The following is a 23,649-nucleotide window of genomic DNA, read 5'->3' on the forward strand; positions in this document are numbered from 1 at the left end:
GTTGGTATTTTGTCAAACGAATAAAAGCCGTTTTACATCAAAGCTTGCGTTAATTTTGAATTATAAAGCGGATTAATCATAGGCTGCGGAATAAAAGCTTCTTTCGGCATAAGTGTTAAATTAGCTCTTGTTCCTTGGAGATCTTTCGTAAATTCCACTTCCACAATTAAATACTCTTCTGTTGAAATTTTCGTTTGTAAAGCCACCAACTTATTTGGAAGCCATGGACTTCCAAAATCATCTAACCAGCTATCAACAGTGACAGTTGACGCACAGGAACGACCAAACCTCCTTGATATTTCCCAATCAACTCTTTTCTGCGTAACTTTAAAATCTGGATCATTCGTTTCAACTGGAACAAGCAATTTACGCGTCGCTGGCACTCCCTCATCTATTGCTGGCGTACACAAAGTTAAACTCTCAATTTGAGAGACATAATTTTTGTTCTCAGAGGGAGGCACGTTTAAAATAACTTCATTATTCACAATGGCACGTATTTCATGATAACGCCCTGAAATAGAGCGTTTGCGACGCAATTTTTCAACATTACCACCTAAAACTAAAGATGATCCCATTTTCTCTTGGCCCACATTTGTCAAAAGAACATTTCCCTCCGGTGTATCCACAAAGAGAATACCAGCTAACCTGCAAAGTTTATCCATAATCTGAAACGGCGTTTCTGTGAGAACAGATGAATAAGCTTGAATATCAAGACTGGGTAATGCCTCCCCTTTTAAAACTTGAATATTGAAATTCTCACAAATCTGTTTAGAAATTTGATACAGATCCGTTGAGTTCATTTGATTTTTTGGAATTTCCGCTGAGCAATCTGTTAAATCTAAGGTTTTACTGGCGATTTCAAATGTAAAAACATGTTGCTCACTGGAAATTTCTTCTTCAATTTGAAGCAATCTGCCTGTAATCAGCACTGATCCATTCACAAGCAAGACAGCATCATCTCCTTCATAAATCTCTGGAAAATCCTGTTCGTATCCTAATAAATCAGGGAAACTAATCTGCAGGCTTGCTGCCCAAGGCATCAAATCAATCCCAAGGTGGATACTGGCCTGTTCCCATCCAGAAATCTGCTTTCCAGAAACGAATAACACGATATTTACAGGTAACTTCATTGTGCTTTTACCGTTAAATTAGAAGGCATAAAGGCAGGATGTACTGTTTGATTTTCAGCTTCAATTTCACTTGATCGGCTACCATCGCCATATAAAATTTGAGCTAAAGCCAAAGAAGGCAAAGAAGATGGTGCATCCACTTCAATCATATCAGACAAAGAGGTGGCTTGGTTTAAAAGATAATTGACCGTTTGAGCTCTCAAATTAAAGAGATTTTCAGAAAGACCCTCCCAACTATCCGGTGCTAAAATCACAAGTGTTTCAAAAATAACTTTTAGTTTTTGAAGAAGCCCCAAAGCATCCAATGAATTATCTGGCTTATATTGAGAAATGACTTCACATAGCGGCCCTATGGATAAAAATCCTCCCAGATAAGAAGCCATTGAAGAAAGCATTCGTTTTTTGCCAGAAATGGTTACAGGAAGATTATCTGACATCGTTTCATCTGCAGCATCCAAAATATTAAATAATGGAAAAAGCATTTGCATCTTATCTGAAACCGAAAAATCGGATCCAGTAATAACGCTTGGTAAAGAGGACATCGCAGAAGCAATTTCCTCCACATTTAAAGCACTCCCCATTTCTGAAAGAATATCATTTAAAGACACTCTAAAATCAGAAATGGACTGAGAGCTTTGAGCTTTTGAAACAAATGTTGGTGATTTTGAAAAATTAACCAAAGGTGCAGCCCAAGCAGTACCCGTTGCCGTAGCGGCAGAAATAACCGCATCAGATCCGCCGGCTAAAGGATTTGCTGAAGCTATAAAACCATTGGAAGAAATTAAAGAAGTGGAAGCGCTCAGTGTTCCAATTGTGGCATGAGCCGCTGTTGTCTGAATAACATTAAACAAATTGCTTTGTTCAACAAACTCCATTTCGAGATCAATGACATTAAAAACGCCTTCTCTCTCTGACCATTGCAAACCATTTACACAAACCGCTTGGATAGCGCCTAAGGACGGATGAACTAGCAATCCCGGTCCTGGTATCTCACACGCTCTGGATAATAAATCACGCTGACTATATCCAAGCGCTCCGACCATAAATCCAGAAATCCGGAATTGTCTTCCTTTTCTTCCCAGATCCTCAACCCAAACGCCATCTTTCATAGGATATTCATGAACGGCCGTTTTTCGACCATTCGTACCAGAGCCTTTTGTCACGGCAAATGGAATGCCACGGAAAGAACATTCAAGAAATTGGCCAGGAAGACCATCAACGAGTGAAACTGGAAAAGACATACTATTTCCTAATTTTTATTTTGAATAAAAATGCCATTATGGCATTCTATAATAGAGAAAAATAAAAAGGATGATGTTTAATGAAAAACTCAATAACACCTGAAATGTTAGAAGAAAAACGAAAAAGTGCTGGTTTTAAATCACGTGCATCTGCTGCTAAAAATATGGGCATAGGTCTAAGAACCTACCAACGCTGGCTCTCAAATGAACAAGAAATTCCAACACTTCCCTATAAATATCTGTCTCTCCTATCTGAGATAAATCAAATAAAAGAAAAATATCTATAATTTTATCTTGATTTAATGCCAAAATGGCATAATCTAAACCTATAATGAAATTTTCTTAGGTCATTTAGGAACCTTGAAATTATGAAAAAAATTATTTTTCTTCTCGTCGCATCTTTTTCCTTTTCTCTTTCTCACAATGCCTGGGCTGAAATTTGCAATGGTGTGGCCGTCAAGGATTTTAAAGATGAGAGTGGAAGCTTGGTAAAAAAAGGAACTCTCATAGAGCAACTGCATATGGGCGATTTTAACTCTAAAGGAGATCCAGTCACTTATGAAGTTCACGGTGGCTATGTCTGGCCAGCTAAAATGATAAAATTAAAAAACTGCCATATTGTAAAAACACAAAAAAATGGCAGCATATCCTCCGATATTATTTTAGACGATACGCCAGAAAATCAGTATCAAATAAAGTTTCAAAGAACAGAGAAATTTCTAAGTGATAATGCGAATTTAACTGGAATTTTGGGACAAGGTATTACTGAAGAGGCGCTTGCTAAACCTGATTCAAAATTAGGAAAAGCCGTAACTTCTTTCATTGAAAATCGGAAGAAAGATAAAAACTTTCCAGCTCCAGATGTAAAATATTGGGAAGCTCTTATAAATGACTAAAAATCCTTCTTAAAGCATTCCCTCCATTTTTAAGTGTACATATTTGACCCATCCATGGCACTGATTTAGGACTTTCTCATGATGAAAAAGCTATTTTTTCTTTCTCTATCATTTTTTCTTTGCGCAGCTTCTCCTGCTATTTCATTTAATTATGAAGAATTACAGACAGATCAATTGGAGAAAAAAGCCTTAGATTTAGCCTCAGACTGCATTGTTGCTATTCAATCAGAAAAGCCTACAAAACATGATAAAAAAGCCTGCAAAGAATTTGATAAAATCAATGCGATTTTAAAAGAACAACGTAGCGTTTGCTGGGGACCAAACGACGTGATCAATGCGGAAAAACACTGGTTACCATGTTCAGATCCGAAAAGTGAAAATTTTCAATGGTAGCTAAACGACATCCGTACCAGGAGCCATTGCCTGTAATTGTTTAATACTCGAAATTTTTAAAGATGAAGAAACTGGCTTTACAGAAAGCACTGGCTCACCCGATTTGTTATGATTCACATCGATAATGAGTTTTACCTCTTGAGGTTGATCCCTAGCCGCATTTAACCAATCCTCCCCTGTCATAGACCGTGTATTCGCTTCTTTTGGATCATCCCAATTACTATCAGGGCGTTCAAATCTTCTTGGAAACAAATACGCAGCTTCTTTTGCAGTCTTAGCTTCGCGAAGCTGTTTTAATCCTAAATATGGATGATGTTTCAATTCATAATCTGCAAAATCCACCTGCTCTTCAATAGGTGCGTCAACAATTTTTTTATGATGTAAAGATTCAAACTCTTTCTGTCTCGCTTTATTCCACTGAAAGATACCCTGCATTCCAGATGAATTTACTATCTTAGGATTAAAATTACTTTCAGCACTAGATGACGACATCATACCGGCAGTCTCAATATCAGAATATCCATGAGACTTTAAAGAATTCCACACCTTAACTGCATTTGGATTCCTAAATCCAATCTGAGCATTTTTCTGTTGATTTTTAAAATGTGACGGAAAAATATCAACATCTGATCTATATGGGGTTTCGTCAATTTGATTTTGCTTTTCTCCTCTATCTAATAATTTTTTAAAATTTTCCTGTGGAGTTTTATATTTATTCGTCTCCTCTGCATTACTGACTTTATTTTCATAAAGAGTTTTCTCAGCTGGAAAACTTTGAACTAATCCTATCGCTTGCTGAGATGCTTTCTTTACACCTTTTTTAATTTCAAAATGAGAAGATTTACTTTTTCTGTCTTTTTGAACAGCTTTTTCCCCTTGATCTAACTCTGTTCTTTTCTGTTCTAAAGAATTCCCTTTTTTTCCCTGAATAGTCGCAGCTTCCGCAGAACCAGCCAACAAAGAAGTTCCTTCATTCCAAAGCCACGCACCGGCTTTTGGAATAAATCCAGATTTAATATCATTCCATGGATTAACAGTACTCTCCTGTTTTCCTTTTTCTTCCTGAATACGATTACGTTTTCTGGCATCTATAATCGCAGAAGTTACGGATTTTGGCAGATAAGAAGCACCTAAAACATGCTCATCATTCTTATCTGTAAAAGCACGAGAACTGGCCTTTTCAAGCTTAGACATCCAATCCAAAGCAGTTTTAAGGCCTGGTGCTGCCCATGTTGCCATTTGAAGCCCAATAGCCTTTGTTTGTGCACTAAGTTGATCCGCCGTATCTGCAAGATCCGTTAGAGTATCCTGCTGTCCTTTTGTCAGCTCAAAGTTTTTCTCTGAAGCTTGAACAGCTTTATCGTAAAAATCTTGGGATTTCTGAAGAGTTGGCAGAAGCCCCTGAGCGGCTCCACCAAAAACAATTTGACTTGCTGTCGCTTGCTTACTCTCATCTTTAATATCTCTAAGACGTGCCGAGATTTTTTCAAAAATCTCATCTGGCCGTTTGGTTTTTAATTCATCTATACCAATCCCAAACTGCTTAAACATTAAAGTAGCTTCAGGATTTAAACCATGAATTGCATCAAACTGTTTATTGGAAATATCCGAAATAGCAGACTTAACACTATCACCAGATCCTCCCATCGTTTCAGCAGCTTCTGATAAGGCGTTTAATCTGTTCAAAGGAACGCCAAGCGCCTTACTTTGAACAGACATCTGACGAATATTCTTCCCCCACTCTAAAGTGGAAGCTGACATTTCTTTAATACTTAGAGCTGCCCCTAAAGGTGCTAAAGCAGGTGCAAAACGTGTGAGCATTCCCAAGGAGCTTTTTGCTAAACCTTGGAACTTGGACAAAGAATTCCCTGCACCTAAAAAAGAGCCTTTCAGCTTTTGAGAGAAGTTATTCGTCTCTCTTGACTGCTTTGAAAGGCCCTTTTGATATTTAGCAATGACATCTGAAAATTTATCTTGTGCCGTGATCGCAACCGAGATTGATTTATCGACCATTTTTTCTACCCTTTAAAACTCTCTCAGCCTCATGGCAGAAAAAGATCTGCTGTGAGCCCGTTAAATTTTCAAAATCATTTAAAGTCCAATGGAAAACTTGGCTCAGGAGAGCTGTTAAATGCTCCCAGTCTCCTGACCAAGCTGAAAAAAAGCCACGAGATAATTCACAGCCTCCCAAAACTTAGAAATTGGAATTTCTCTCACAACTTCCAAAGGCCAACCAGAAACATCCATCACGAGAGACTGACAACCTTCAAGATAACTTTCAGGTGTACTTTCATCACCCAAAGCAGCTTTTTGCCGTCTTCGCTCACGAACTGTTGGTTCTCTCAATTTGAGTTCCTGAAAATCATTCCCTTCTGAAGACGCAATGGGGCTATCAAGCGTTATGACTTCCACCGATTTTGGATTACGAACGATTTTGCTTTCTTCAAAAGATTTCAAAAATTTCATTCCTTCATCAAATTTCGATGTTGGAAGTTTTTCGACATCTTCTTTTGAAAGACCTGAAGCTAAAGAGAAAAGAAGAATATCCCCTTTATATGCCCCTTCTTCTGTTCGGTCTGAACCGATCTCTCTTGCCATTTGCATCACCGCATGAAAAGTCGGCTCAGAAAGATTAATTTCGGACTTACCTCCGATAGGTTTATCTAAAGAAATCTTCATCTGTTTTTCACCGGTTTTTCCGTGACATTTCCACTTTCGACTTTAAATTCAAAAGTGCCTTCCTGCGTAGAAACGTTAATGACCTCAACATGCCATCCATTTTTACAGGTCACAATTTTTCCACTTGCTAATTCAGCAACCACAGTTAAATCATTCTGTCCTTGCAGATCTGAAACTTTCTTGTCAGATCGATCTCGCAATTGGACAGAAACAAATCCTTCCTGTGGCATTTGTGAGAAACCTTCAACAGCACTTTGCCCTTTTAAAGTTTCATTAACATAGCCAGAAGGCTGATATGTAAGCTCACTAACGGCATTCCACACTTCACCGTTAATTGTAATCGTTGCTCTGCCTGCGAGAGCACCCCGATATGGTCCTGCCATTTTAATTTTCCTTTAATTTAAGAAGCTGCAATAAACTGACAATTTCCAGCGATAACCCAAAGCTGGTCTGCAAATTGGTAAGGCAGTTCAGTACGAACAACGCCTTCACCTGCGTATTCAACGACCAATCCATCTTCAAAATCTTCCAAATTTTGAGCCCAGCATTGATCACATTGATAAGAATAACGTGCGACAATATAAGATTTGATAATGTCTGGTGTTGTCGCAGGAACACCCACAGGAATTTTTGAACCGTTTTGAAGTAAAATCACTCTTGAAAAAAGAGAAGAAAGATAATCTCGCAAATCCTGCAAACAGACCTGTGCGGTCAAAAGCCGTTCAATATCCAAATAGCTGTTATCTGGAGAACCATCCGCATTCTTTGTATAGTTTGTAATGATGCGTTCAATAAGAACGCTCCCATCATCTCCCACTTTGAACGTTGACAATCCGCTATAAAGAAGCTGATTTTTTTCTGTTAAATCATCAAAAACGCCCAAGCTTGAAGGGGGCAATGCTGGAATAACCAAATCTTTGATTGGAAGCGCTGGATTTTCTTTCATCGAAACAGAAGCCTGAGCTACCAAATATCCAATCCACTTAATAGGATCTGTCGGACTATCCGAAATCGGCATAATAGACATATGTGGATCATTTTTAATCGGAAGCGCTAAAACTTGTCCAAATGTCCCAGCAACCGCTGTAATAACTTGGCCATATAATTGTTTCTGAGGCATCCAACGGCCTGAAATATTATTGAGCCACTGCTCAAATGCAGAAAGACTTGTTTCATCCGTCCAAGGCTGACCAATTAAATCATAAGTCCTAGAACCAGCTCCAATCAATACATTGTCCAAAATAGGATTTTGTGTTCCACCAGACATTTTTGAGATCGTGATCTCAATGCCATTTGGAATGCTTTCTCCGTTAGCCGTACCAAGCAGTGCAACATTTAAGGCAATATCATTTCCACAAAGACCACTGTTCAAAGCCGTAAAATGAACCGTCACAGAACCATCTTGAGAAGCAGCATCAACGGAAGCACTCACTGGAAGATTTTTATTTTGGCCAATCGCTGCCAGAAGATTATTAGCAATCACTGAAGCCGTATCATTCAAAGAAACACCAACAGGCACAACACTATCTCCAATATAAATTGGTAATGTCCCTGCATTAGACGCCGTTCCTTGAATTTTAATCGTTCCAGTAGCAGCCTGTGCGCCTGAAGCGTCAGGAACAGCTAAAATCCATGCTTCTCCTTGAGGATCAATGGCACGATAGGCTTGAAGCATTCTAACAATTTGGCTTCCCTGCCCATAAGCAGAAGCCGCATCTGAAATGCTGGTTGCCAAAACAGACTGCGGAAAACCAGAAGATTGTGCTTTCTCTTTTTGAATAGATTGCCCAATTAAAAGAACCCGTCGCGTAGCTGTTGCTGTATTGGCTCTGGAATTATCCAAGGCAAAGAAAAACCCCGGAACTCTGTTCGCGGGGTTATATCCTGGAATAACAATAGATGAGGTCATTTCTTTAGTTCCTCTTTATGTTCAATTTGTGGAGATGCTTTTAGAAGAATGTTTTCGACCTTTTCAACATCTCCGACGGCAATACGTTTTCGCCAAAAATTTGTTAGACAGCCTATTTCTTCACCTTCTTTCGAAAGTTCCCGATTAGAACCTGGAAGGAGAACCTTTCTCCCCTGTGCTGGTTTAAGTTTCATTTTATTTTTCCGTTACTCCAAAAGTTTGAATGACATCTGTTCCATTTAATGGGAAGGTTTCTTGGTATGCCAAGCCAATCACGATACGTCCTTCTGCAATATAAGGTGCCGCATCTGCCGTTAATCGGTTTTCTTCCTGCATAAATTCGACTTCAGAAACCGCCGCTAAAAGATCATGATCTGTCATAAGTGTTTGCTCTATCTGACCAATCAAATAATCAACATGCTTTTGTGCAGCATCTGGCACTTCTTCAGAAACCTGGACTTTCATGACAATAGAAGCTGTTCTATTAAAATCAGGAGGTCCAGCGCCATTGGATTTTGCTTGATCTGCTGGAGACGTGATCCAAATAGCAGGAAGAACCTTAGTCTCTAAAGGCCAATTAAAGGCTGTAAAAACATTTTTTAAACCTTTATTGCGTAATGCCTTTGCAACCAACTCTCGTAGTTCCACACGGTACAGTACATAAGGTTTTTCTTGATCTATATCTCCCAAGGTTTTTCCTCCTTTGCCGATAATGTCGGTTTTTCCATTGGGGCATCTCCCTCATTTAGAACCAAATGCACCCAACCATGACTGTCATTCCTGACTTCCTGGCAGACATATTTTTTAGCTCTAATAATGAAAACATCACCTTGAGCTGGATAGCCTAGCGGGAATTGAAGCAATCGACATCCTAGAATTGGCAAGCTTGCTGTGAGGTGATTTGGAGAGATTCCATCTTCACCACCCAAGAAATCAACTTTCATATAAGCATCATCAAAAATGCCTATAATTATTTCTTGGAACGACCCATCTTGCGACTTCCATTCTATTGATTGCTTCTTCTCTCCAAACGTATCAGAGCAAGGCTTATGAACGAGATCGTCCAATATCTCATTCCAATCCTCGTCCATTGGAATTAAACGACAATCACTTCAGATACACGTGACACAGGCAATGTTGGATAATCATCCACATCATCTGCATTTTCTGGATCCGGAAGCTTTACACCAGGCTGCAACGTTACAAGATTTAAAGAGGTCCACAGTCTCGCTGTTTCTGCAACGACATTTAAGACTTCACCAGGCTTATGCGGTGGTGCACCTGCTTTATCATAAATGGGACATCTCAGCTTCACAGCATAGGTTTGTTCTGCTGCTGGAGGTGTCCCGCTTGTTTCACTACTTCCAGAACTCGAACCTGTTGCTGGCGGTGTGCTTGCATCTTCTGCCATAACGATATTTTCAACATCTTCTTTTGTTTTAGCCATTTGCTTTTCCTAAAGAAAAAGCCTCTAATTAAGAGGCTTATTTACGAACAATTGTGTCTGAAGTGAGCCTTGAGCGCTCAATTGCAGAAATATTTGGATTGGTTACGCTATTTCCAGGATCAATCACCGAAGCAGACATTGATCCATTTGGTAGACCAAGATATGGCAGTGGAGCTGACTGCATCATCAAATTAATTTGAGCAGGATCATTTTCCATCCAAATTTTTGGTGCAAATTTAAGTGCCTGGTAATTAAACTGAGGATCTTTAATAAGGCCATAAACCGTGGTTCCACGCATATATTTTGAAGTCAAAACGATTGAGCCTTCAGGAATAAGTGGAAGCTCAACCTCAGAATTTCCAATCTTATGCACGGCATAATCAAGATAAATCCAAAGTTTAAACTGCCCCCATCGGCCCATGTAAACACCGCCTTTTTTGACGATACCACCAAGCTCAATGAGATCCTCTAATTTTGCGCCTGTCACACCTGCAGAAACAATGGCCTGTTGCGTTACTTGCAATGTAACCGCTGGATCATTTTTAAAGCAGTCAAAAGCTTTCGTTCCGCCAAAGACAATTTCAGTTGGCCATGTACCAGATTTTTTGAAGACCTGTTTTGCCCATTGTGTAATACATGCAGATGGACTTGAACCTTTATTATCCCATGTTGCTGTTCCAGTTAATCCAACAGACAAAGATACATCTCGGTTAAAATCAATATTCAACGCATCACAGTCATAACCTTGGCCATTAACAGAAATCCCACCTGTCAGAAGTGCCTGAGCTTGCATCCATTCAATACGACGATTTACAAGATCAATCTGGTCATTTAGCTCATAATTTAAATTTTCTTCCAGACGACTTCCATTGTCCAAATCTCCGGCAATCCGTTCCCCAATTTGACGACGAACAGGCTTTAAAAGATCTGGAACACGTTTGTCTTTAATATAAGAAGGTTTAAAAATCGCTGTCTGGAATTTTCGACTTTCAACAAAAATACCTTCAACAAGGGGTGAGCAAAACGGCGCCATACGACGTTTACCAACGTCAATATCAACAGCAACTTCTTCTGTTACAGGCAAAACCTCTCTATCAAAATAGCTTCCCAAGAAAGTTGAGGGCGTTTTGAAATTTTCAATCGTATCAATCAGCTCAATTGTGCCGTAAGGAAGGCTGTTTGCATTATTCCCTTGGCTTCGCTGAATTTGTTGACCATTTGGTGTAAAAGCCATTTTAGTATCCTTCCCCAACTAGAATTTCATTTGACAGGCTATCTTTGAGATAAATATTTCCTGGGCCAGACAAGAAAGCTGCTTTTAAGCTTTGCGTGTCCCAACTATCGTCTGCAGACACATATCCAGCGTTAATTTCTGCCTGAACATAAAGTTGCGCAGTAACATCTCCAGCAGAGACATCAATTTTATCTGCAGTAATGCCGCATGGTGTTTGAGAGCCATCCGTTGCCGTTTTAACGCAAATCACAAGCTTATTCGTTGCCGTGACGCGCCCAACAACAGTTCCACGAGGCAGAATAATATCTTCAGCTTCTGCAAAAATCTCAGGCTGTGAAACAATTTTAAGATTTCCAGCAATAAGCTGGTCAGGCGTAAAGGTTTCAATCCGGCATCCTGGTGTGCCAAAATAACTGTTAATCTGGTTTGTATTTTGTAACATTTCCTAATCCTTTTCAGGCAAGACCTTGTTTTCTGGCGACCGCTAGCAAGCGGTTTTCTCTTTTGTTTCCATTTTCTGCATTTGGAGATGCCGGACGAACAGCCTCACTTCTTTGCCGGCTACGCAAGCCTTGAGTTTGACTATTTCCAGAATAAGCCTGACGCTTTGCTGTACGTTTCTCACTACGAGACATGCCTTGAACAGAAGCTTCCAAAAGCGCAACGGCTTCTTTACGAGAAAGGTTTGTACCAAACGCTAAATGTGCCGCCATAGAAGGATTTAAAGCCGAAGCTTTTCGACGAAAAATGGCAGCGCAACGATCTTTTTCGCGCTCAGATGCGTCTAAGCGATCTGAGGTTTCATCATCATCGGCTTCCGCAAGAACTTTATCATCATCCTCATCTGCCTTTTCATCTTCCTCATCCATTGCAGCTTCAGGGTCATCTTCACCCGTATCTCCGGCATCATCACCATCATCAACGGCTTCGACAGGTTTGGATGGCGCAGAAGGATCATCGTCAGTTCCTTCTTCTCCCTCGCAAGGCCTGCCGTCATCGGAAGCATTTTCTTCACTCTCATCACCATCCAACATTCTTGCACGGGACGAAGCCAAATGAGCGTAAGGGTTTCTAGAACTTTTTCTTTTTACAATCGCAAGTTTTTTCATATTTTTTCTCAAAAAGTCATAAAAAAAACTGCCCAAAAGCAGCTTAATAAAATCATTTAATTTTTATTGAAAAATCCTATTTAAGGTCCCTCTCTAGGGGACTTATTCCATCTTCGGAGTTTTTTAATTTGCATTAATCTTCTCCATTCACGAATTCTAAAAGATTAGACAATGCTTTATGCGGATCAGACACCATGTCCGCCAATCCCATAGCAACAGCCTCTGCTCCCATAAAAGTTCCAGCTTCAAAGCCTTTTACTTTTTCAATTTCAATATTTCTATTTTTTGAAACACGGCTAAAAAAGATCTCTGCTAATTTATCAACACTTTCCTGAGCACGCTGCTTTGCGCCATCCGTTACAGGAACACTATCTGCTAAATCAGCTTTTTGTTCGCCTGATTTAAAGATCAACGTTTCAATGCCATTTTCTTCCAACATTTTGGAAAAGTTCGTTGAAATCATAATCACACCAATAGATCCAGCATCTCCTGTTTCTGGAATAGAAATAGATCTTGCTGAACACGCAAGCGCATAAGCGGCGCTTGCTGCCATTGGTGATAAAATCGCATGAACAGGTTTTAGTGCATCGACCTCTTTTATATAGTCTGATAAATCAAAACATCCGCTCACCATGCCGCCTGGGCTATCAATCCAAAGACATATCGCTTTAATTCTATCATTTGATGCCGCTTCATCTAAGCACTGGCGGATATCCTCATAAAAAGTGGCAAAAGGACCTGACCAGCCTCCCTGACCATCCAATAAGATGCCAGAAATATAGATAATCATCACATTATCCATCACTGTCATAGGAAGATACCAATCGCCAAAACTTTCTTCTAAAAACATTTTAGCGCCTGAAATAGCCATATCATGACGCAAGCACTCTACTTTAGAAGTTGTTAAAGCCAGTGGTTTATTCAAAAAAGAAGATAATCTAACAAATGATTTCTGATTATTCATCGTCTTTATCCTCTACTTCTTTCTTTTCTTCGCTGACTTCTTCTTTTTCATCCTGCTTTTCATAAGGAGATATCAAACCAAGCTCCTTATAACGTCGATTTTCTTTAGCCTGTTGATCAGCAATTGCCTGCCAGCTTTCACCCTCTTGGTCAGCACACTCAGAAGCCAACGTTCCCATACCATTTTGAAGTCCAAGAACAATGCCTTGTTTTTCTTTAACTGGGTCAACCCAACCTTGTGCTGGACCTAGCCATTTTGCTGCAGAATAAAAATCTTTCCCCTCATCAAAAGAGACTAATCTTCCACCCGCAGGAAATGGTAAATCCCCTGCATCCATTGCCTCTTCAAGCCATGCTTGAAAAATTGGATGGGCAAAACCAACTTCAAAATCCTTACGTCTTTTCAGCATCGTTTTCTGCGCTTCTAAAATTGCAGCACGTGCCGACGAATAATTTACGTCACCATAATCACCAGAGACTTGCTGAGGGGATAACCCAACTGCCTGTGCAACTTGCCGTATCAGTCGCTTAGAAAATTTATCGAAATCCACCTGCGTAACAGAAGGTGAAACCGTCACAATATCTTCACCCATGTTTAAAATCGGCAATCTTGCGTTTTGGAAAGAGATATTTCGACCTTCTCTATTATTAATAAACTGTTGATGATGCTCAGAATTTCCAAACGGATCTCCCCAGCCTTTTTCTGTTCCTAAAGCCTCCGCCATCATCATCGGATCATTTGGTGTTTTGATATAGGCACTGAGAACAGTCTGAAGAATTGCACTGTCTAAACTTGCTTCATCTAACCTAAAAATCTGCTTTAATTTAATGATGACAGGTGCAAAAATTCCGGCTCCCCCTCTATGCTGACCAATACGATCCGCCATAAATAAATGAACGACATTCGGCCGGCCAAAAGATGTTTCCTTTGGATACCTTTCCCATTCATTCGCTCTTCCTAGAGCCCACCAATCTGCGTAATGCCCTTGCCTAATCCAATAAGCAATAGGTTCCCCCGTTTCAGGGTTAATCTCAACACCGTTTCTATATTGCTGCTCATCAATCATTAAATTTGGATTGGAAAGTCTATCTGTATCAATTAACTGGACTGCGGTGGCCCATTTAGCGCCACCACGGAACATTCTTTCTTCCATCCACGGCAAAAGTGCTAAACAATCTCCATCAATAATGAGAGATTTAAAAGCGAGATACATTTGTTGGCCGAACGTTCTTTGGCGTTCAACATCATTCCAATGCCCACCACTATTCGCCCAAGATTTAAACAATGAGTCTGTTGCTTCTGCAAATTCTTGTGCCCACACCTCATCGTAAGAAGTATTTCCAGAAATAAAACGCAATGCACGCCAGTCTGGACGTGATAAAGGACGAAAATTAATGCCAATCGTATTGTCAGATGAACGTGTGACAATTCCCTGCGAGATCGCATCATTCCGAACAAGATCACGTGCTCTTGCAACCAGTGTATCTCTCTGATAACCGACAGTCGTATCGCCAGAATAATTATTCGCAAACCAGGTTTGTGTATGTTGGTTAAAATAATCTGCGCCATCATAAGGTAAGCCAGTTGGACTTGTTAGTCCCATGAATTTTTGCTTATCAATTTCACTATTTTTCTGGCGTTGAGGCAAAGCTGGTGGCGTTAAGATTGCTCTATCGCGCAAACCAATAATGGGTGCAGTTTTAGTTTTTCCACCAAACGCACTTTTTAGGTTGCTAAGAAATCCCATTTTAAAAAACCGGTCTTAAAGCAGCACGACGTGCACCAGGAATTCCTAATTGACGCTGCAGCTGCTGTATTAGAGCTTGAAGTTGCTGAATGTTGGTTTGTGTGTATGAGACAGAACGCCCACCATCTCCCTGCGAATAAGAAATAGAAACAACCTTTTTTCCGGTGCTTAAATCAATATAAGCTTTTTGGGCTTTGGATAGAGCATTCTTTAAATCATCCTTAGACATGCCCGCAAAAATGGACTGATTTGGATTATATTTCGGTGTCATGGGATTTAAAGGAAATGTCATTTTAAAACTCCGAAATAAAAAGAGGCTTCTTAGTTGACGCTAAGAAGCCTCTTGATACCACATTCACCGTCCTGCGTTTTCAAAAATAAACAAAGCGAAACGCAAGGCATAAACACAAACTTTTAAGAAGGGGTATCCCCCTTAAAAGGAAATGACCCAATGAGCCATATATAAAAATCATAACGGACGCGTTTGAAGACTCTCGGAAAGTGTCAGCAAAACGAAAAACTCCATAAAAAAACCGCCCTTTATAGAGACTAAAAGGCGGTTTCTTATACGTATTCGTTATGATAGTAAAAATCTATTAAAAAGTTGGTATTTTGTCAAATCTATTTTCCCAATTTTTTTAGAAAGAAAGCTCTTTCCTCAATTCTATCTAAATACTCATGTAACGGCTGATTTAATAATCCATACAAGACTCTGATACCTAAGCAATAAAGAGAAAGTCCGTCTTGCGAAACATCCTTACTGAAACTACACACACTGTAATTCATTTCTTTTATGAGAAATAAAGTATGAGTGTCACAATTCAACGTTTCTTTCCATTTCTGTTTTTCTTTTGAAGAGAAGTCTAAAAGCTTCTCTTTAAGTTCTAATAAGTAATCAGAAGATTTTTCTCTTTTCCCCATCCATGCAATCATAAAATTTTCTAAAAACATTATTTTGCCCTACTCTTTGCTTTCTCAATTTCTACCAAACAAATCCGTTCGAAATTTTTTTCAACATAATCATCAATTAGATCAGGAACCGGAAAAGTCTTCTGATAAGTCGGCTTCTTATTCACAAATTGGATCAAGAATTTCAGTCTCTCTTTTTTTGTTCCCTTTTTCTTTCCAGTGTATTTGTAAATACCGTAAGGGCTTCCATCCTTATCCCTTGCAACGAAATATTCATTTTCTTGTCCACGCGCATTTTTACGCCGCTGTCGCATTTTTATAGATTTATCTGAGTTAGGATTAAAATTTACCTTATAACCAGACGTATTAAATAATTTTAGTCTGGATAAAATCTTGATAATTTCTCCTCTGGAAACTTTTCCCTGGGCATTTTTAGGCATATCTGGACCTGGAACCCAATATTTTCCACCGCTAATAGCCATCATCAGCTTTTCAGACCCTTTCATCGGTCGAATACCGCCTTGGATTTCTGGCATCAAATAATCTCGTGCGGCGTTTCCCTTTCCTGCCCATTCACGGTCTCCAATCCAAGCTGTTGGATCTCCTGACCTTGCTGGTTTAACGTAAAACATATTCAAAGTGAAAGAAGTTGGATTTTTAAAAAGACTTTCCATTTCTCCTCTCAAATTCTTTCGGGCGCCATTCGCCATATGGTTCAGCGTATCTGAAATGGCCTTTGGTATTTCTTTATTTTTTAAGCCATCAAACCATTTTTCAACATTTTTACTGTCCCACTTAATTTTAAATGGAGGGGCGCTCTTTGACATTATCCTAACCTTTTCAAACTAGAGGGAATTTTTTGTTTCTGTTGAGGTTTTTTAAAGATACTTTGGGATGAAACAGCCTGCTTTCCAAGCGTTCCCATTTTTCTTAAACGGATCGCCACATCTCTCTCCACAGGATTAGAGATATTTACGACTTCAGAAGGTCGCCCTACTTCCTTTTGTTTCTGCTCTGAAGGATCAATTGTCTGCAGGAGAATATTTTCTTCTAATGGTTTTGCCCAAACAGGTGGATTATCCCAATTCATTTTATATCCACCAAAGACTGAATTCATAACATCTGTCATCACCAGAAGATCCCATGCTTCATTACGGTTACTTCCTTTACGTTTTTCCCATCTTCCTGTTATGTCTCTCTCCTCTGAAGCCAACTGAAGATAAAAATCATGAAGTTGTCCTAATCCTTCAGGAAAATGCACGTAATTTTCACCAGGCTCTAAAACACTCAAACGAGAGGCAGATAAATCTTTAAATCTGTTTGGATTAAATTCTCCAAGGGGAACGTCCCCTGCACGAATAGAAATCTTTTTTGAATTTGAACTATCTGGATAAACGATTTTTAAAAAAGAAGAGCTAGACCTAGACATGCCTTTCAAGGGTAAAACCGTAATAACTTCTCTGCCGTCAATAAAACCAAGTTTCTTAATAAATCCTTTTTTCCTTGCACGACGCCAGGCGGCATAAGCTTGTGAGGTGACGCCCTCTTGACCCCCAGAGTCATATCCAAAACCTAAAATTTTCAGCCCTTTAGTCGGATCCTCTGCTAATGGCCATTTCTTATTCATGACGCGCTGAATGACATCGTCCCAATCATGTTGAGATTTTGATGGATCTGCCTTGATCTGCTGATAAGAAATAATCCAGCTTTCACCATCTCTGCCCCAACCTCTAACAAGCAATTCAAAACGATTTCCTTGGATATCCATGGCAGCTGTTAAGAAACGCACACCATCAGGAACCTTCCCAAGCTGTAAAGAAGGATCCTCTCTCATGGCTAAAGCATCAGCATCGACACGCCTTGCACTGGCTGGTGGCGTGTACGGAACACCGCCTGTTTTAACCGTTGTGATCTTCAGCTCTTCATCATCACCTGTTTCTTTAAACTTGAGTTTTGCTTTTTCTAAACTTTCTGCCAAACCGCCAATGCCGTGCATTAAGAATGGAGACATGATCCCCGTAATCCAAAACCCCGCCGTATCTTTTTTGATTGGGTCGCCTGTCACTTTACCTTCAGGTGAAATTTCCTGACCTGCTGCAACCCAAACCCCTGTTAAATTCATATCTTTTCGTTGCTTGTCCTCAATCAAAGCCCCACAGCAAGGACATAAAAGGCGCGCAGTTTGTCTAATTTCATCTGTTGAAAGCGTCTCATCATAATGCAGCGTCATTTCACGCACAGCACCTGGTGTTGGTGAACTATACAATCCACATTCAGGGCAAGCCCAATACCACAAACGCCTATCGCTATCCCGATACAACGACATAATACCTCTATTCCAGGAAGTCGGCGTTATACCATCTGCCAAATCAGGATGGCTTTCAGCATAAACTGTACTTTCAGATCCAAAGGTAACACGACGTTCCGAAGCTAATCGGAAAGCTTTTTCTCCATTACGCTCAATCGCATCAAGCTCTGTTAAGATAATTCGTGGCGCTGTTTTACCGATAAGATTATTGTAGGTTGCCGCCCAAAAATTGATCGACATTCCCAGAAATTTTTTATGAAAGAGGCTATCATCCTCACGTTTCGTGCTTTGCTTTTCTGTTAAACAGTTGTGCAACATGAGAAATGGATTAACATCATCACGCACCATGGATTTAATCTGATCATCTCCCTGAGCATAAACTAGAAAATCAGCTGGATCTGTTAAAATAGACTGCATCATCCAATTTCTGCCAATCTCAGTTTTACCTGAGCGTGCAGGGCCAACCACTGCAACACTGAGAAACCTTTCATCTGAAAGCGCATCCATTGGCCCACAAAGGTACGGCGCAATAGAATGTTTCCATAAACCAACATGACCACCGCCACGATTATTCAAATAACGGTACTTAGCAGCACATTCAGAAACACTCATAAAATCATTGGACAGATAAGATTTCAGGGCTTCAGAAATAATAGGAGCAGCTAATGGGAAATCAGAGGACATTTTCCGCCTCATGATTTTCTTCCTCTGGCATAAGGCGCAAATTTTCACTCTCATGCGTTTTTTGAAGATTTAGCTCTGACTGTAAGTCCTCAACAATTTTACGCTGCAGGTGGTTATATTCTTTGAGGTTGTGACGAATAATATCGGATGGAATACCGTTATCCCTTAGGACACGTTTAAAAAATGATCTGCTTTCCGTGCCTAATCTTGCAAATGAAAAAACCAAGCCTTCTTTCACATCATCTGCGACAAGAAGTTTACCCGTCGCTATGCCATCTTTCCGAATGGCTTCACGCAACTTGTATTCTTCTAGTTTTTCTTTTGGAGTTAAACCAGAGAGCTTATCCTCATCAACTTCCGGAAAAAGAGAGGGGTTTTTATAAACCAGCTCTTTAACGGCATCTTCTTTTTCTTTTAATTCTTCTAGTTCCTGAGACCGTTTTTTATCCAAAAATTCTAGCACTTTCTCAGCACTAAACTGCCACTCCGCTCCATTCCTACCAACAGAAATAACAGGAAAATCTTCATACTTAGCAATCCAATTTCCCAAAGTTGGCAAGGAAATTCCCAGAACCTGAGATAACTCCGCTTTATTTAAAATTTTTTCCTCAGAATTATTTTCACACATTTTTTAAAAATCCGCAGAATACAGCAAAAAAAACAACATAAACCCTAAAAAATTTTTGACAAAAACTCTCTCAGAAAGCGGTTTGAACATCTCGCAACCGCATTTTTTATTTCCAAGGACCCCCTCAATGCCACCAGAAACGATCATATCGTGGAGATATCTTTTCGAGATCTAAATTCTTTTTGCTTTAAACAAGCCGCAGAATAAATATCTGGAAGTAAATTAAGGAGGGTTTCACAAATAATTGAAACTTCTGTTGAAATTCTTCCATCTCTACGGTTTGGATACAGGGCACTTCCTAAAGATTTAAAAGAAAAATTTTCTATCAAGATTAAAACTAGCTTTCTGTGAAACTCAGCTCCCGCAATCATACGAACAAAATTAATGCGTTCTTTCGCATGAACTCTATTCAAATTATGCGTATGAATATTTCCCCTTGCTTCGGGCTCAATCTCTTTTCCAGATGGATCACAATAATCTTGAAAGCCAAACAAATAATCCTTCACCCAACATTCAGCTGCGCTTTCAGCCTCACCTGAAATCTTTCCCGATTTTTTGAGCTTCATCAAAATGGATGCGGAGCGAAAGACACCATCCTCACAACATTCAAAATCAGGCTTGGCCTGACGTTCCTTTGTTGGAAGAAGTGGGCGTTCCAAAGTAACGATTGTGCGTTTTCTTTTAGAAGCCATGAGCAATTCTCATAGTCTTAAAAGCAGTTACATTTTTATAAAAATGTAACGAAATATGTAACGATATTTTTCTGCAGAAATCTGCATATATTATATTACTAGTTACATGGTTACACTGGTTACATAGTATTATTAATATATATAAATAATTAATTTTATATATTCTTATTACGTGTATGTATAAGAACAACGTAACCATGTAACCATGTAACGAGCTAAACGAAACCCTTGATTTTCTAAGGTTTTTATCGTTACAAGTTCGTTTCATATTGGCATTTGAGATGTAACTAACGTCAGAATGGAGCATTATCATCTTCTAAGTCTCCTAAGCTCAATTGAAGATCCTTTGTGGAAATCCAAATACAATTCCGTTTTGATACTGAACCTATTTTAAGAGGCTGTTTTTTTACGAAAGCAGATGGAGCTCTTGAAAGAGTACGTTCTAATCTTTGATCTGCATAAGGCGTCTCTTTATAGAACTTCTTCAATTCTTGATGTTTTGGCCAAATCCAAATTCCTGCCCCTTTTTCCTGTCCATCAGGTCTAGGTGGCAAACTTCCATTAGAGGCATTAGGTTCATAAGGACCAATAACTCTTATTCCGATATTTTCTAGTGCTTGTCTCGCTGTAGTTTCAAACATATCTGGATTTGTTTCTTTTTCTACAGCTTTGGGATTAGTTACTGCCTGAAGAATTAACTTCGAAATTGGCCGCCTATCTGTAGATCGTCCGACCTGCACCCAAGAACTTACCAAAATATCTAAACACTGAGACACCTCTGACTTATCAGAAATATCCTCTTTATCTTTAATAAATCCTGAGATTTCTTTTATCCATCTTGATGCGTCTTTTTCATCTGGAATGCCATCCTGACATAAAATCCACCAACCGCTTAACAAAGAAGAAAGTTGGTCATTTTCTCGCCCATCTGAACCTGTTTCAGAAAACATCTTTCTAAAAATAATACGTGTCTGATGGAAACGTTCATAAGAGTTTAAAACTCTCCCCCAAATCCCAGTCGCATGTTTCTTACACCATTCTTGCAACTCATCGTGTTTTTGAGTGAAGTCATTCCCTTTTGTTGCTGGAAGAAGCTCAACAAGCGTGAACCTTCCCATATGTTGTTCCTGCATATTCGGTGGAGAAATTGAAGCAAGAAGAATAGCTGCAGACACAGAAGAAAAACGCCATTTACCATCTGATCCACCACGCAAAGAATTGGAGCCTTCTTTTCCAGATGCAGCCAAGATCATATCCATAATTTTTTGAACTTGATGATCTTTTAAATTATCAGCAGCTTCATCAATAAAAGATGGAATGGCACGGCCTTCCATGGCCTGCTCTAATCCAGCTTTTGTCGCATCATTCGTATAAAGATGAACAGGGCAGCAATTTAGGATTGTTCTTAATAAAGTGGATTTCCCCGTTCCCGCAGAACCAATCAGGAATAAAGCAGGCTTCCAATTGATAGAAGCGCCTAAAAGCGCACAGGCTAACCAGCCCATAACAATCATGGAAGATTTCGGCGTTTTAAAATTCCACAATTCATGGATCTTCTTCTGAAGGTCAAAACATAATTGTCCAGAAACAGGTTCAGAAGGTTTTTTGATTGGTGGATAAGAAGCAAAAATCTGATCTTCTACTCTAATCCCAGACGGTTTAAGCTTCCCCTCAATTAGGATCTTATCACCACAATGCACAATCGGCGTTTTTTCTCCCATCCAAACGCCTGTGTTCCTGATTTTAATGTGATTTCCAAAAAGCCCTTCTTGAGTGCAACGCATATTGAACCAATCAGAAGAATTTTTTCTATCGAAATCCACAATATCAAGCATTCCTGTTTTTTTATCTTTAGCCCAGTGAGGAAAATTACCTTTTAACCACTGGCCACAATCTCCAAACAACGCAATCAGCTCTTCACGTTTTGCCAGTTGTGAAGTGGTCAACTGACGGAATTGCCCATGAGCATCTAAAAAAGAATAAATCCCATTCAAATGACCAAGTGGCTGAACGGGGCATGTTTCTTCAGGTGGACGAACTTCTTCTGGTGGAATATCTCTATTATCGCCATTGTTCCCGCCTTCAATCACAGTAAGTTCTTTTAAACTCCCCTTAACTGCATTTTGGACTGTTTTCTTTTTATCTTGCGCTAAGGATGTCATTGAAGTCTTTCCCCTTTGATGACCAGCAAGCAGAAATACGACGTTTACCGCCGTTTGATAGTTTTTCTGCAGCTCTTAAAAGTGTTTTTTTCGCTTGTTCATTCTCATCATTATCCGCAAGAATGATGATGCGTCCGATATTTTCTGAAAATTGAATGGAGCCTAAATTTCCCAAAGATCCTGCAGCTAAAACTCGAATATTAGGAAAGGCCCAGGCAACAGACAGTGACGTCTCGATCCCCTCACCAATCATGAGAATTTCATTTGGAGCTGCTTTTGAAAGCGTTTTTCCTGAGGATCCTTTTTGAAGAGGAATAAAAGATCCACCAAATGGCCCTAGAATTTTCTTTGCTGATTTCAGCTTTGCTTTAATCCAATGGCCAGACGCATCACGTTCCAGATATGTCCGATGCGTTGCAACATGCTGACCTGTTGGCAGAAACATAGCTGAAACCAAAGCTGGCGTTTCACATTGTGTTTCTGAACACCAGCAATCATCTCTAAAACGCAGCGCATGTGGAATATGATGAAATTCTTTAAGATTGATTCCTCGATGACGAAGATAAAGCGAAGCTGGACAATTACCTGTTAAAGGCTTGGCAGAAAGCCACATTGCCCGTGCGGCAAGAATGCGTTTTTTCTTATCTTCAGCTTCTTTTTGTTCTCTTTTCTTGATGTCTTCCTCAGAAACACGCTGTACAGGCACAGAACGACTTGAAGAAGACAATCCATTATTAGACCAACCAAGCCAATCACACGCCCATTTACAAGCTTCACTCATATTACCAGCACAACAACAGGCAGCTACAAGATCCAAGGCATCTCCACGCATATCAGCTGAAAAATCTGCCCAAATACCTGCTTTTGCTCCAGATAAATGTACAGAAAGAGAATTTCCTGGCTCCCCCTGAACGGAGCCAACTTTCCATTCATTCCGATAGCGGTTACCTGCAGGAAGAATAGCTAGAACCAACGAACCTATTTGAGAAGACAGCGCTTGTGCTATTTCTCTAGGATTTGGATTATCAAAGGAATAAGATGAAGAATGTCTCATATTTTTATCGAGTCATAAGCCGTCGATTTTCCCCGGCAGAAGCCAGAAAGAAAATAAAAATGGCACTAAGAATTGAAAAAATTTTGATTGGAGAAGGAAAGAAATCTTCAGCCGAAAATAAACAAAAATACGATCCAGAAAGCGATCGTTGCGCAACCATTTACTTAAGTCTGAAATTTTCTCCCCAAAATCAAGATCAGATGAGAAGGAAGCTTGAAAAGATGAATCTTCGCATCCAGCTTCCTCATTTCCCACAAAAATATCTTGAAAGCGATTATCCTGATTGGCCTGCAGAAATTTTAAAACTTTTACACCAAGAGCTTTCATTTTTTCTTCCCTCAAAGAATTAACGCTTAACTGAGGCGCCCTTTTTTCAAATGAAAATGTGAAAAATGAGCGCCCCATTTTAACGATTTTTTCAAAGATCATTTCTCTAATCCTTTCCATAGATGGAAGGGCCTGA

Annotated in this window: 27 protein-coding genes; 4 read left to right on the forward strand and 23 right to left on the reverse strand. The window is 39.6% G+C overall.

Annotated features, from left to right (window positions below; all coding sequences use genetic code 11):
• Positions 1–32: 32 nt before the first annotated feature.
• Both FAI40_01605 and FAI40_01610 read right to left on the reverse strand, forming a co-directional pair.
• Entirely contained in the window at positions 33–1,130 is a 1,098-nt protein-coding gene (locus tag FAI40_01605) for a hypothetical protein (protein QCE34135.1), read from the reverse strand.
• Positions 1,127–2,371: a hypothetical protein gene (locus FAI40_01610; protein QCE34136.1), complete on the reverse strand. Its 1,245-nt coding sequence runs from the start codon at positions 2,369–2,371 to the stop codon at positions 1,127–1,129. Before FAI40_01610 ends, FAI40_01605 begins: the two co-directional genes overlap by 4 nt.
• Positions 2,372–2,451: 80 nt before the next feature.
• On the opposite strand from FAI40_01610, the gene FAI40_01615 reads away from it, so the two are divergent.
• From FAI40_01615 to FAI40_01625, 3 genes are all read left to right on the forward strand, one after another.
• Complete coding sequence (locus tag FAI40_01615; GenBank protein QCE34137.1) at positions 2,452–2,658, forward strand: hypothetical protein; 207 nt, start codon at positions 2,452–2,454, stop codon at positions 2,656–2,658.
• Positions 2,659–2,739: 81 nt separating this feature from the next.
• Positions 2,740–3,267: a hypothetical protein gene (locus FAI40_01620; protein ID QCE34138.1), complete on the forward strand. Its 528-nt coding sequence runs from the start codon at positions 2,740–2,742 to the stop codon at positions 3,265–3,267.
• Between the two features lie 78 nt (positions 3,268–3,345).
• A complete protein-coding gene (locus FAI40_01625) occupies positions 3,346–3,660 on the forward strand; it encodes a hypothetical protein (GenBank protein ID QCE34139.1) in 315 nt (104 codons plus the stop codon).
• Here FAI40_01625 and FAI40_01630 read toward each other — a convergent pair whose 3' ends face one another.
• The 21 genes from FAI40_01630 to FAI40_01730 form a co-directional block, all read right to left on the reverse strand.
• Entirely contained in the window at positions 3,661–5,673 is a 2,013-nt protein-coding gene (locus FAI40_01630) for a phage tail tape measure protein (protein ID QCE34140.1), read from the reverse strand. It abuts the gene before it with no gap.
• A gap of 114 nt (positions 5,674–5,787) precedes the next feature.
• Complete coding sequence (locus tag FAI40_01635; GenBank protein ID QCE34141.1) at positions 5,788–6,339, reverse strand: phage tail assembly protein; 552 nt, start codon at positions 6,337–6,339, stop codon at positions 5,788–5,790.
• Positions 6,336–6,722 (reverse strand): phage tail protein, encoded by a 387-nt coding sequence (locus FAI40_01640; protein QCE34142.1) that lies wholly within the window; start codon positions 6,720–6,722, stop codon positions 6,336–6,338. The genes FAI40_01635 and FAI40_01640 overlap by 4 nt, the downstream gene beginning before the upstream one ends.
• Before the next feature lie 17 nt (positions 6,723–6,739).
• Positions 6,740–8,248, reverse strand: a complete 1,509-nt coding sequence (locus FAI40_01645) for a phage tail protein (protein ID QCE34143.1) — start codon at positions 8,246–8,248, stop codon at positions 6,740–6,742.
• Positions 8,245–8,442, reverse strand: a complete 198-nt coding sequence (locus tag FAI40_01650) for a DUF2635 domain-containing protein (protein QCE34144.1) — start codon at positions 8,440–8,442, stop codon at positions 8,245–8,247. Before FAI40_01650 ends, FAI40_01645 begins: the two co-directional genes overlap by 4 nt.
• 1 nt (position 8,443) lies before the next feature.
• Positions 8,444–8,938 carry a hypothetical protein gene (locus FAI40_01655; protein QCE34145.1) on the reverse strand — a complete coding sequence of 165 codons (495 nt, stop codon included), beginning with the start codon at positions 8,936–8,938 and terminating at the stop codon, positions 8,444–8,446.
• The gene (locus FAI40_01660) at positions 8,926–9,315 is read right to left on the reverse strand and encodes a hypothetical protein (GenBank protein ID QCE34146.1); all 390 of its coding nucleotides are present in this window, start codon (positions 9,313–9,315) and stop codon (positions 8,926–8,928) included. Before FAI40_01660 ends, FAI40_01655 begins: the two co-directional genes overlap by 13 nt.
• A 29-nt stretch (positions 9,316–9,344) precedes the next feature.
• Entirely contained in the window at positions 9,345–9,695 is a 351-nt protein-coding gene (locus FAI40_01665) for a hypothetical protein (protein ID QCE34147.1), read from the reverse strand.
• A 37-nt stretch (positions 9,696–9,732) separates the two neighbouring features.
• On the reverse strand, positions 9,733–10,929 hold the full coding sequence (locus FAI40_01670; GenBank protein ID QCE34148.1) for a major capsid protein: 1,197 nt from the start codon (positions 10,927–10,929) through the stop codon (positions 9,733–9,735).
• 1 nt (position 10,930) lies between these two features.
• A complete protein-coding gene (locus FAI40_01675) occupies positions 10,931–11,371 on the reverse strand; it encodes a head decoration protein (protein ID QCE34149.1) in 441 nt (146 codons plus the stop codon).
• Between the two features lie 13 nt (positions 11,372–11,384).
• Complete coding sequence (locus tag FAI40_01680; protein ID QCE34150.1) at positions 11,385–12,038, reverse strand: hypothetical protein; 654 nt, start codon at positions 12,036–12,038, stop codon at positions 11,385–11,387.
• Between the two features lie 133 nt (positions 12,039–12,171).
• A complete protein-coding gene (locus tag FAI40_01685; protein ID QCE34151.1) occupies positions 12,172–13,002 on the reverse strand; it encodes a S49 family peptidase in 831 nt (276 codons plus the stop codon).
• Complete coding sequence (locus tag FAI40_01690) at positions 12,995–14,605, reverse strand: phage portal protein (protein QCE35716.1); 1,611 nt, start codon at positions 14,603–14,605, stop codon at positions 12,995–12,997. The genes FAI40_01685 and FAI40_01690 overlap by 8 nt, the downstream gene beginning before the upstream one ends.
• A 145-nt stretch (positions 14,606–14,750) precedes the next feature.
• Entirely contained in the window at positions 14,751–15,041 is a 291-nt protein-coding gene (locus FAI40_01695) for a phage head-tail adapter protein (GenBank protein ID QCE34152.1), read from the reverse strand.
• A gap of 329 nt (positions 15,042–15,370) precedes the next feature.
• On the reverse strand, positions 15,371–15,700 hold the full coding sequence (locus FAI40_01700; GenBank protein QCE34153.1) for a hypothetical protein: 330 nt from the start codon (positions 15,698–15,700) through the stop codon (positions 15,371–15,373).
• Positions 15,700–16,485, reverse strand: coding sequence for a hypothetical protein (locus FAI40_01705; GenBank protein ID QCE34154.1), 786 nt, complete (start codon positions 16,483–16,485; stop codon positions 15,700–15,702). Before FAI40_01705 ends, FAI40_01700 begins: the two co-directional genes overlap by 1 nt.
• The gene (locus FAI40_01710; protein QCE34155.1) at positions 16,485–18,704 is read right to left on the reverse strand and encodes a phage terminase large subunit family protein; all 2,220 of its coding nucleotides are present in this window, start codon (positions 18,702–18,704) and stop codon (positions 16,485–16,487) included. Before FAI40_01710 ends, FAI40_01705 begins: the two co-directional genes overlap by 1 nt.
• On the reverse strand, positions 18,640–19,278 hold the full coding sequence (locus FAI40_01715; protein QCE34156.1) for a terminase small subunit: 639 nt from the start codon (positions 19,276–19,278) through the stop codon (positions 18,640–18,642). Before FAI40_01715 ends, FAI40_01710 begins: the two co-directional genes overlap by 65 nt.
• 143 nt (positions 19,279–19,421) lie before the next feature.
• The gene (locus tag FAI40_01720) at positions 19,422–19,970 is read right to left on the reverse strand and encodes a hypothetical protein (protein QCE34157.1); all 549 of its coding nucleotides are present in this window, start codon (positions 19,968–19,970) and stop codon (positions 19,422–19,424) included.
• Positions 19,971–20,263: 293 nt separating this feature from the next.
• A complete protein-coding gene (locus FAI40_01725) occupies positions 20,264–22,132 on the reverse strand; it encodes an ATP-binding protein (protein ID QCE34158.1) in 1,869 nt (622 codons plus the stop codon).
• Positions 22,110–23,186 (reverse strand): hypothetical protein, encoded by a 1,077-nt coding sequence (locus FAI40_01730; GenBank protein ID QCE34159.1) that lies wholly within the window; start codon positions 23,184–23,186, stop codon positions 22,110–22,112. Before FAI40_01730 ends, FAI40_01725 begins: the two co-directional genes overlap by 23 nt.
• A 59-nt stretch (positions 23,187–23,245) precedes the next feature.
• Here FAI40_01730 and FAI40_01735 point away from each other — a divergent pair, with 59 nt between their 5' ends.
• Positions 23,246–23,536, forward strand: a complete 291-nt coding sequence (locus tag FAI40_01735; protein ID QCE34160.1) for a hypothetical protein — start codon at positions 23,246–23,248, stop codon at positions 23,534–23,536.
• Positions 23,537–23,649: the final 113 nt, after the last annotated feature.

The organism is Acetobacteraceae bacterium, assembly GCA_004843345.1.
In the GTDB taxonomy this organism is placed as follows: Bacteria; Pseudomonadota; Alphaproteobacteria; order Acetobacterales; family Acetobacteraceae.

Excerpts from the sequence above, each read along its gene's own strand:
- FAI40_01605 (QCE34135.1), bottom strand. The coding sequence starts at position 1,130 with ATGAAGTTACCTGTAAATATCGTGTTATTCGTTTCTGGAAAGCAGATT.
- FAI40_01610 (QCE34136.1), bottom strand. The coding sequence starts at position 2,371 with ATGTCTTTTCCAGTTTCACTCGTTGATGGTCTTCCTGGCCAATTTCTT.
- FAI40_01615 (QCE34137.1), top strand. The coding sequence starts at position 2,452 with ATGAAAAACTCAATAACACCTGAAATGTTAGAAGAAAAACGAAAAAGT.
- FAI40_01620 (QCE34138.1), top strand. The coding sequence starts at position 2,740 with ATGAAAAAAATTATTTTTCTTCTCGTCGCATCTTTTTCCTTTTCTCTT.
- FAI40_01625 (QCE34139.1), top strand. The coding sequence starts at position 3,346 with ATGATGAAAAAGCTATTTTTTCTTTCTCTATCATTTTTTCTTTGCGCA.
- FAI40_01630 (QCE34140.1), bottom strand. The coding sequence starts at position 5,673 with ATGGTCGATAAATCAATCTCGGTTGCGATCACGGCACAAGATAAATTT.
- FAI40_01635 (QCE34141.1), bottom strand. The coding sequence starts at position 6,339 with ATGAAGATTTCTTTAGATAAACCTATCGGAGGTAAGTCCGAAATTAAT.
- FAI40_01640 (QCE34142.1), bottom strand. The coding sequence starts at position 6,722 with ATGGCAGGACCATATCGGGGTGCTCTCGCAGGCAGAGCAACGATTACA.
- FAI40_01645 (QCE34143.1), bottom strand. The coding sequence starts at position 8,248 with ATGACCTCATCTATTGTTATTCCAGGATATAACCCCGCGAACAGAGTT.
- FAI40_01650 (QCE34144.1), bottom strand. The coding sequence starts at position 8,442 with ATGAAACTTAAACCAGCACAGGGGAGAAAGGTTCTCCTTCCAGGTTCT.
- FAI40_01665 (QCE34147.1), bottom strand. The coding sequence starts at position 9,695 with ATGGCTAAAACAAAAGAAGATGTTGAAAATATCGTTATGGCAGAAGAT.
- FAI40_01670 (QCE34148.1), bottom strand. The coding sequence starts at position 10,929 with ATGGCTTTTACACCAAATGGTCAACAAATTCAGCGAAGCCAAGGGAAT.
- FAI40_01675 (QCE34149.1), bottom strand. The coding sequence starts at position 11,371 with ATGTTACAAAATACAAACCAGATTAACAGTTATTTTGGCACACCAGGA.
- FAI40_01680 (QCE34150.1), bottom strand. The coding sequence starts at position 12,038 with ATGAAAAAACTTGCGATTGTAAAAAGAAAAAGTTCTAGAAACCCTTAC.
- FAI40_01685 (QCE34151.1), bottom strand. The coding sequence starts at position 13,002 with ATGAATAATCAGAAATCATTTGTTAGATTATCTTCTTTTTTGAATAAA.
- FAI40_01690 (QCE35716.1), bottom strand. The coding sequence starts at position 14,605 with ATGGGACTAACAAGTCCAACTGGCTTACCTTATGATGGCGCAGATTAT.
- FAI40_01695 (QCE34152.1), bottom strand. The coding sequence starts at position 15,041 with ATGACATTTCCTTTAAATCCCATGACACCGAAATATAATCCAAATCAG.
- FAI40_01700 (QCE34153.1), bottom strand. The coding sequence starts at position 15,700 with ATGTTTTTAGAAAATTTTATGATTGCATGGATGGGGAAAAGAGAAAAA.
- FAI40_01705 (QCE34154.1), bottom strand. The coding sequence starts at position 16,485 with ATGTCAAAGAGCGCCCCTCCATTTAAAATTAAGTGGGACAGTAAAAAT.
- FAI40_01710 (QCE34155.1), bottom strand. The coding sequence starts at position 18,704 with ATGAGAGTGAAAATTTGCGCCTTATGCCAGAGGAAGAAAATCATGAGG.
- FAI40_01715 (QCE34156.1), bottom strand. The coding sequence starts at position 19,278 with ATGTGTGAAAATAATTCTGAGGAAAAAATTTTAAATAAAGCGGAGTTA.
- FAI40_01720 (QCE34157.1), bottom strand. The coding sequence starts at position 19,970 with ATGGCTTCTAAAAGAAAACGCACAATCGTTACTTTGGAACGCCCACTT.
- FAI40_01725 (QCE34158.1), bottom strand. The coding sequence starts at position 22,132 with ATGACATCCTTAGCGCAAGATAAAAAGAAAACAGTCCAAAATGCAGTT.
- FAI40_01730 (QCE34159.1), bottom strand. The coding sequence starts at position 23,186 with ATGAGACATTCTTCATCTTATTCCTTTGATAATCCAAATCCTAGAGAA.
- FAI40_01735 (QCE34160.1), top strand. The coding sequence starts at position 23,246 with ATGGCACTAAGAATTGAAAAAATTTTGATTGGAGAAGGAAAGAAATCT.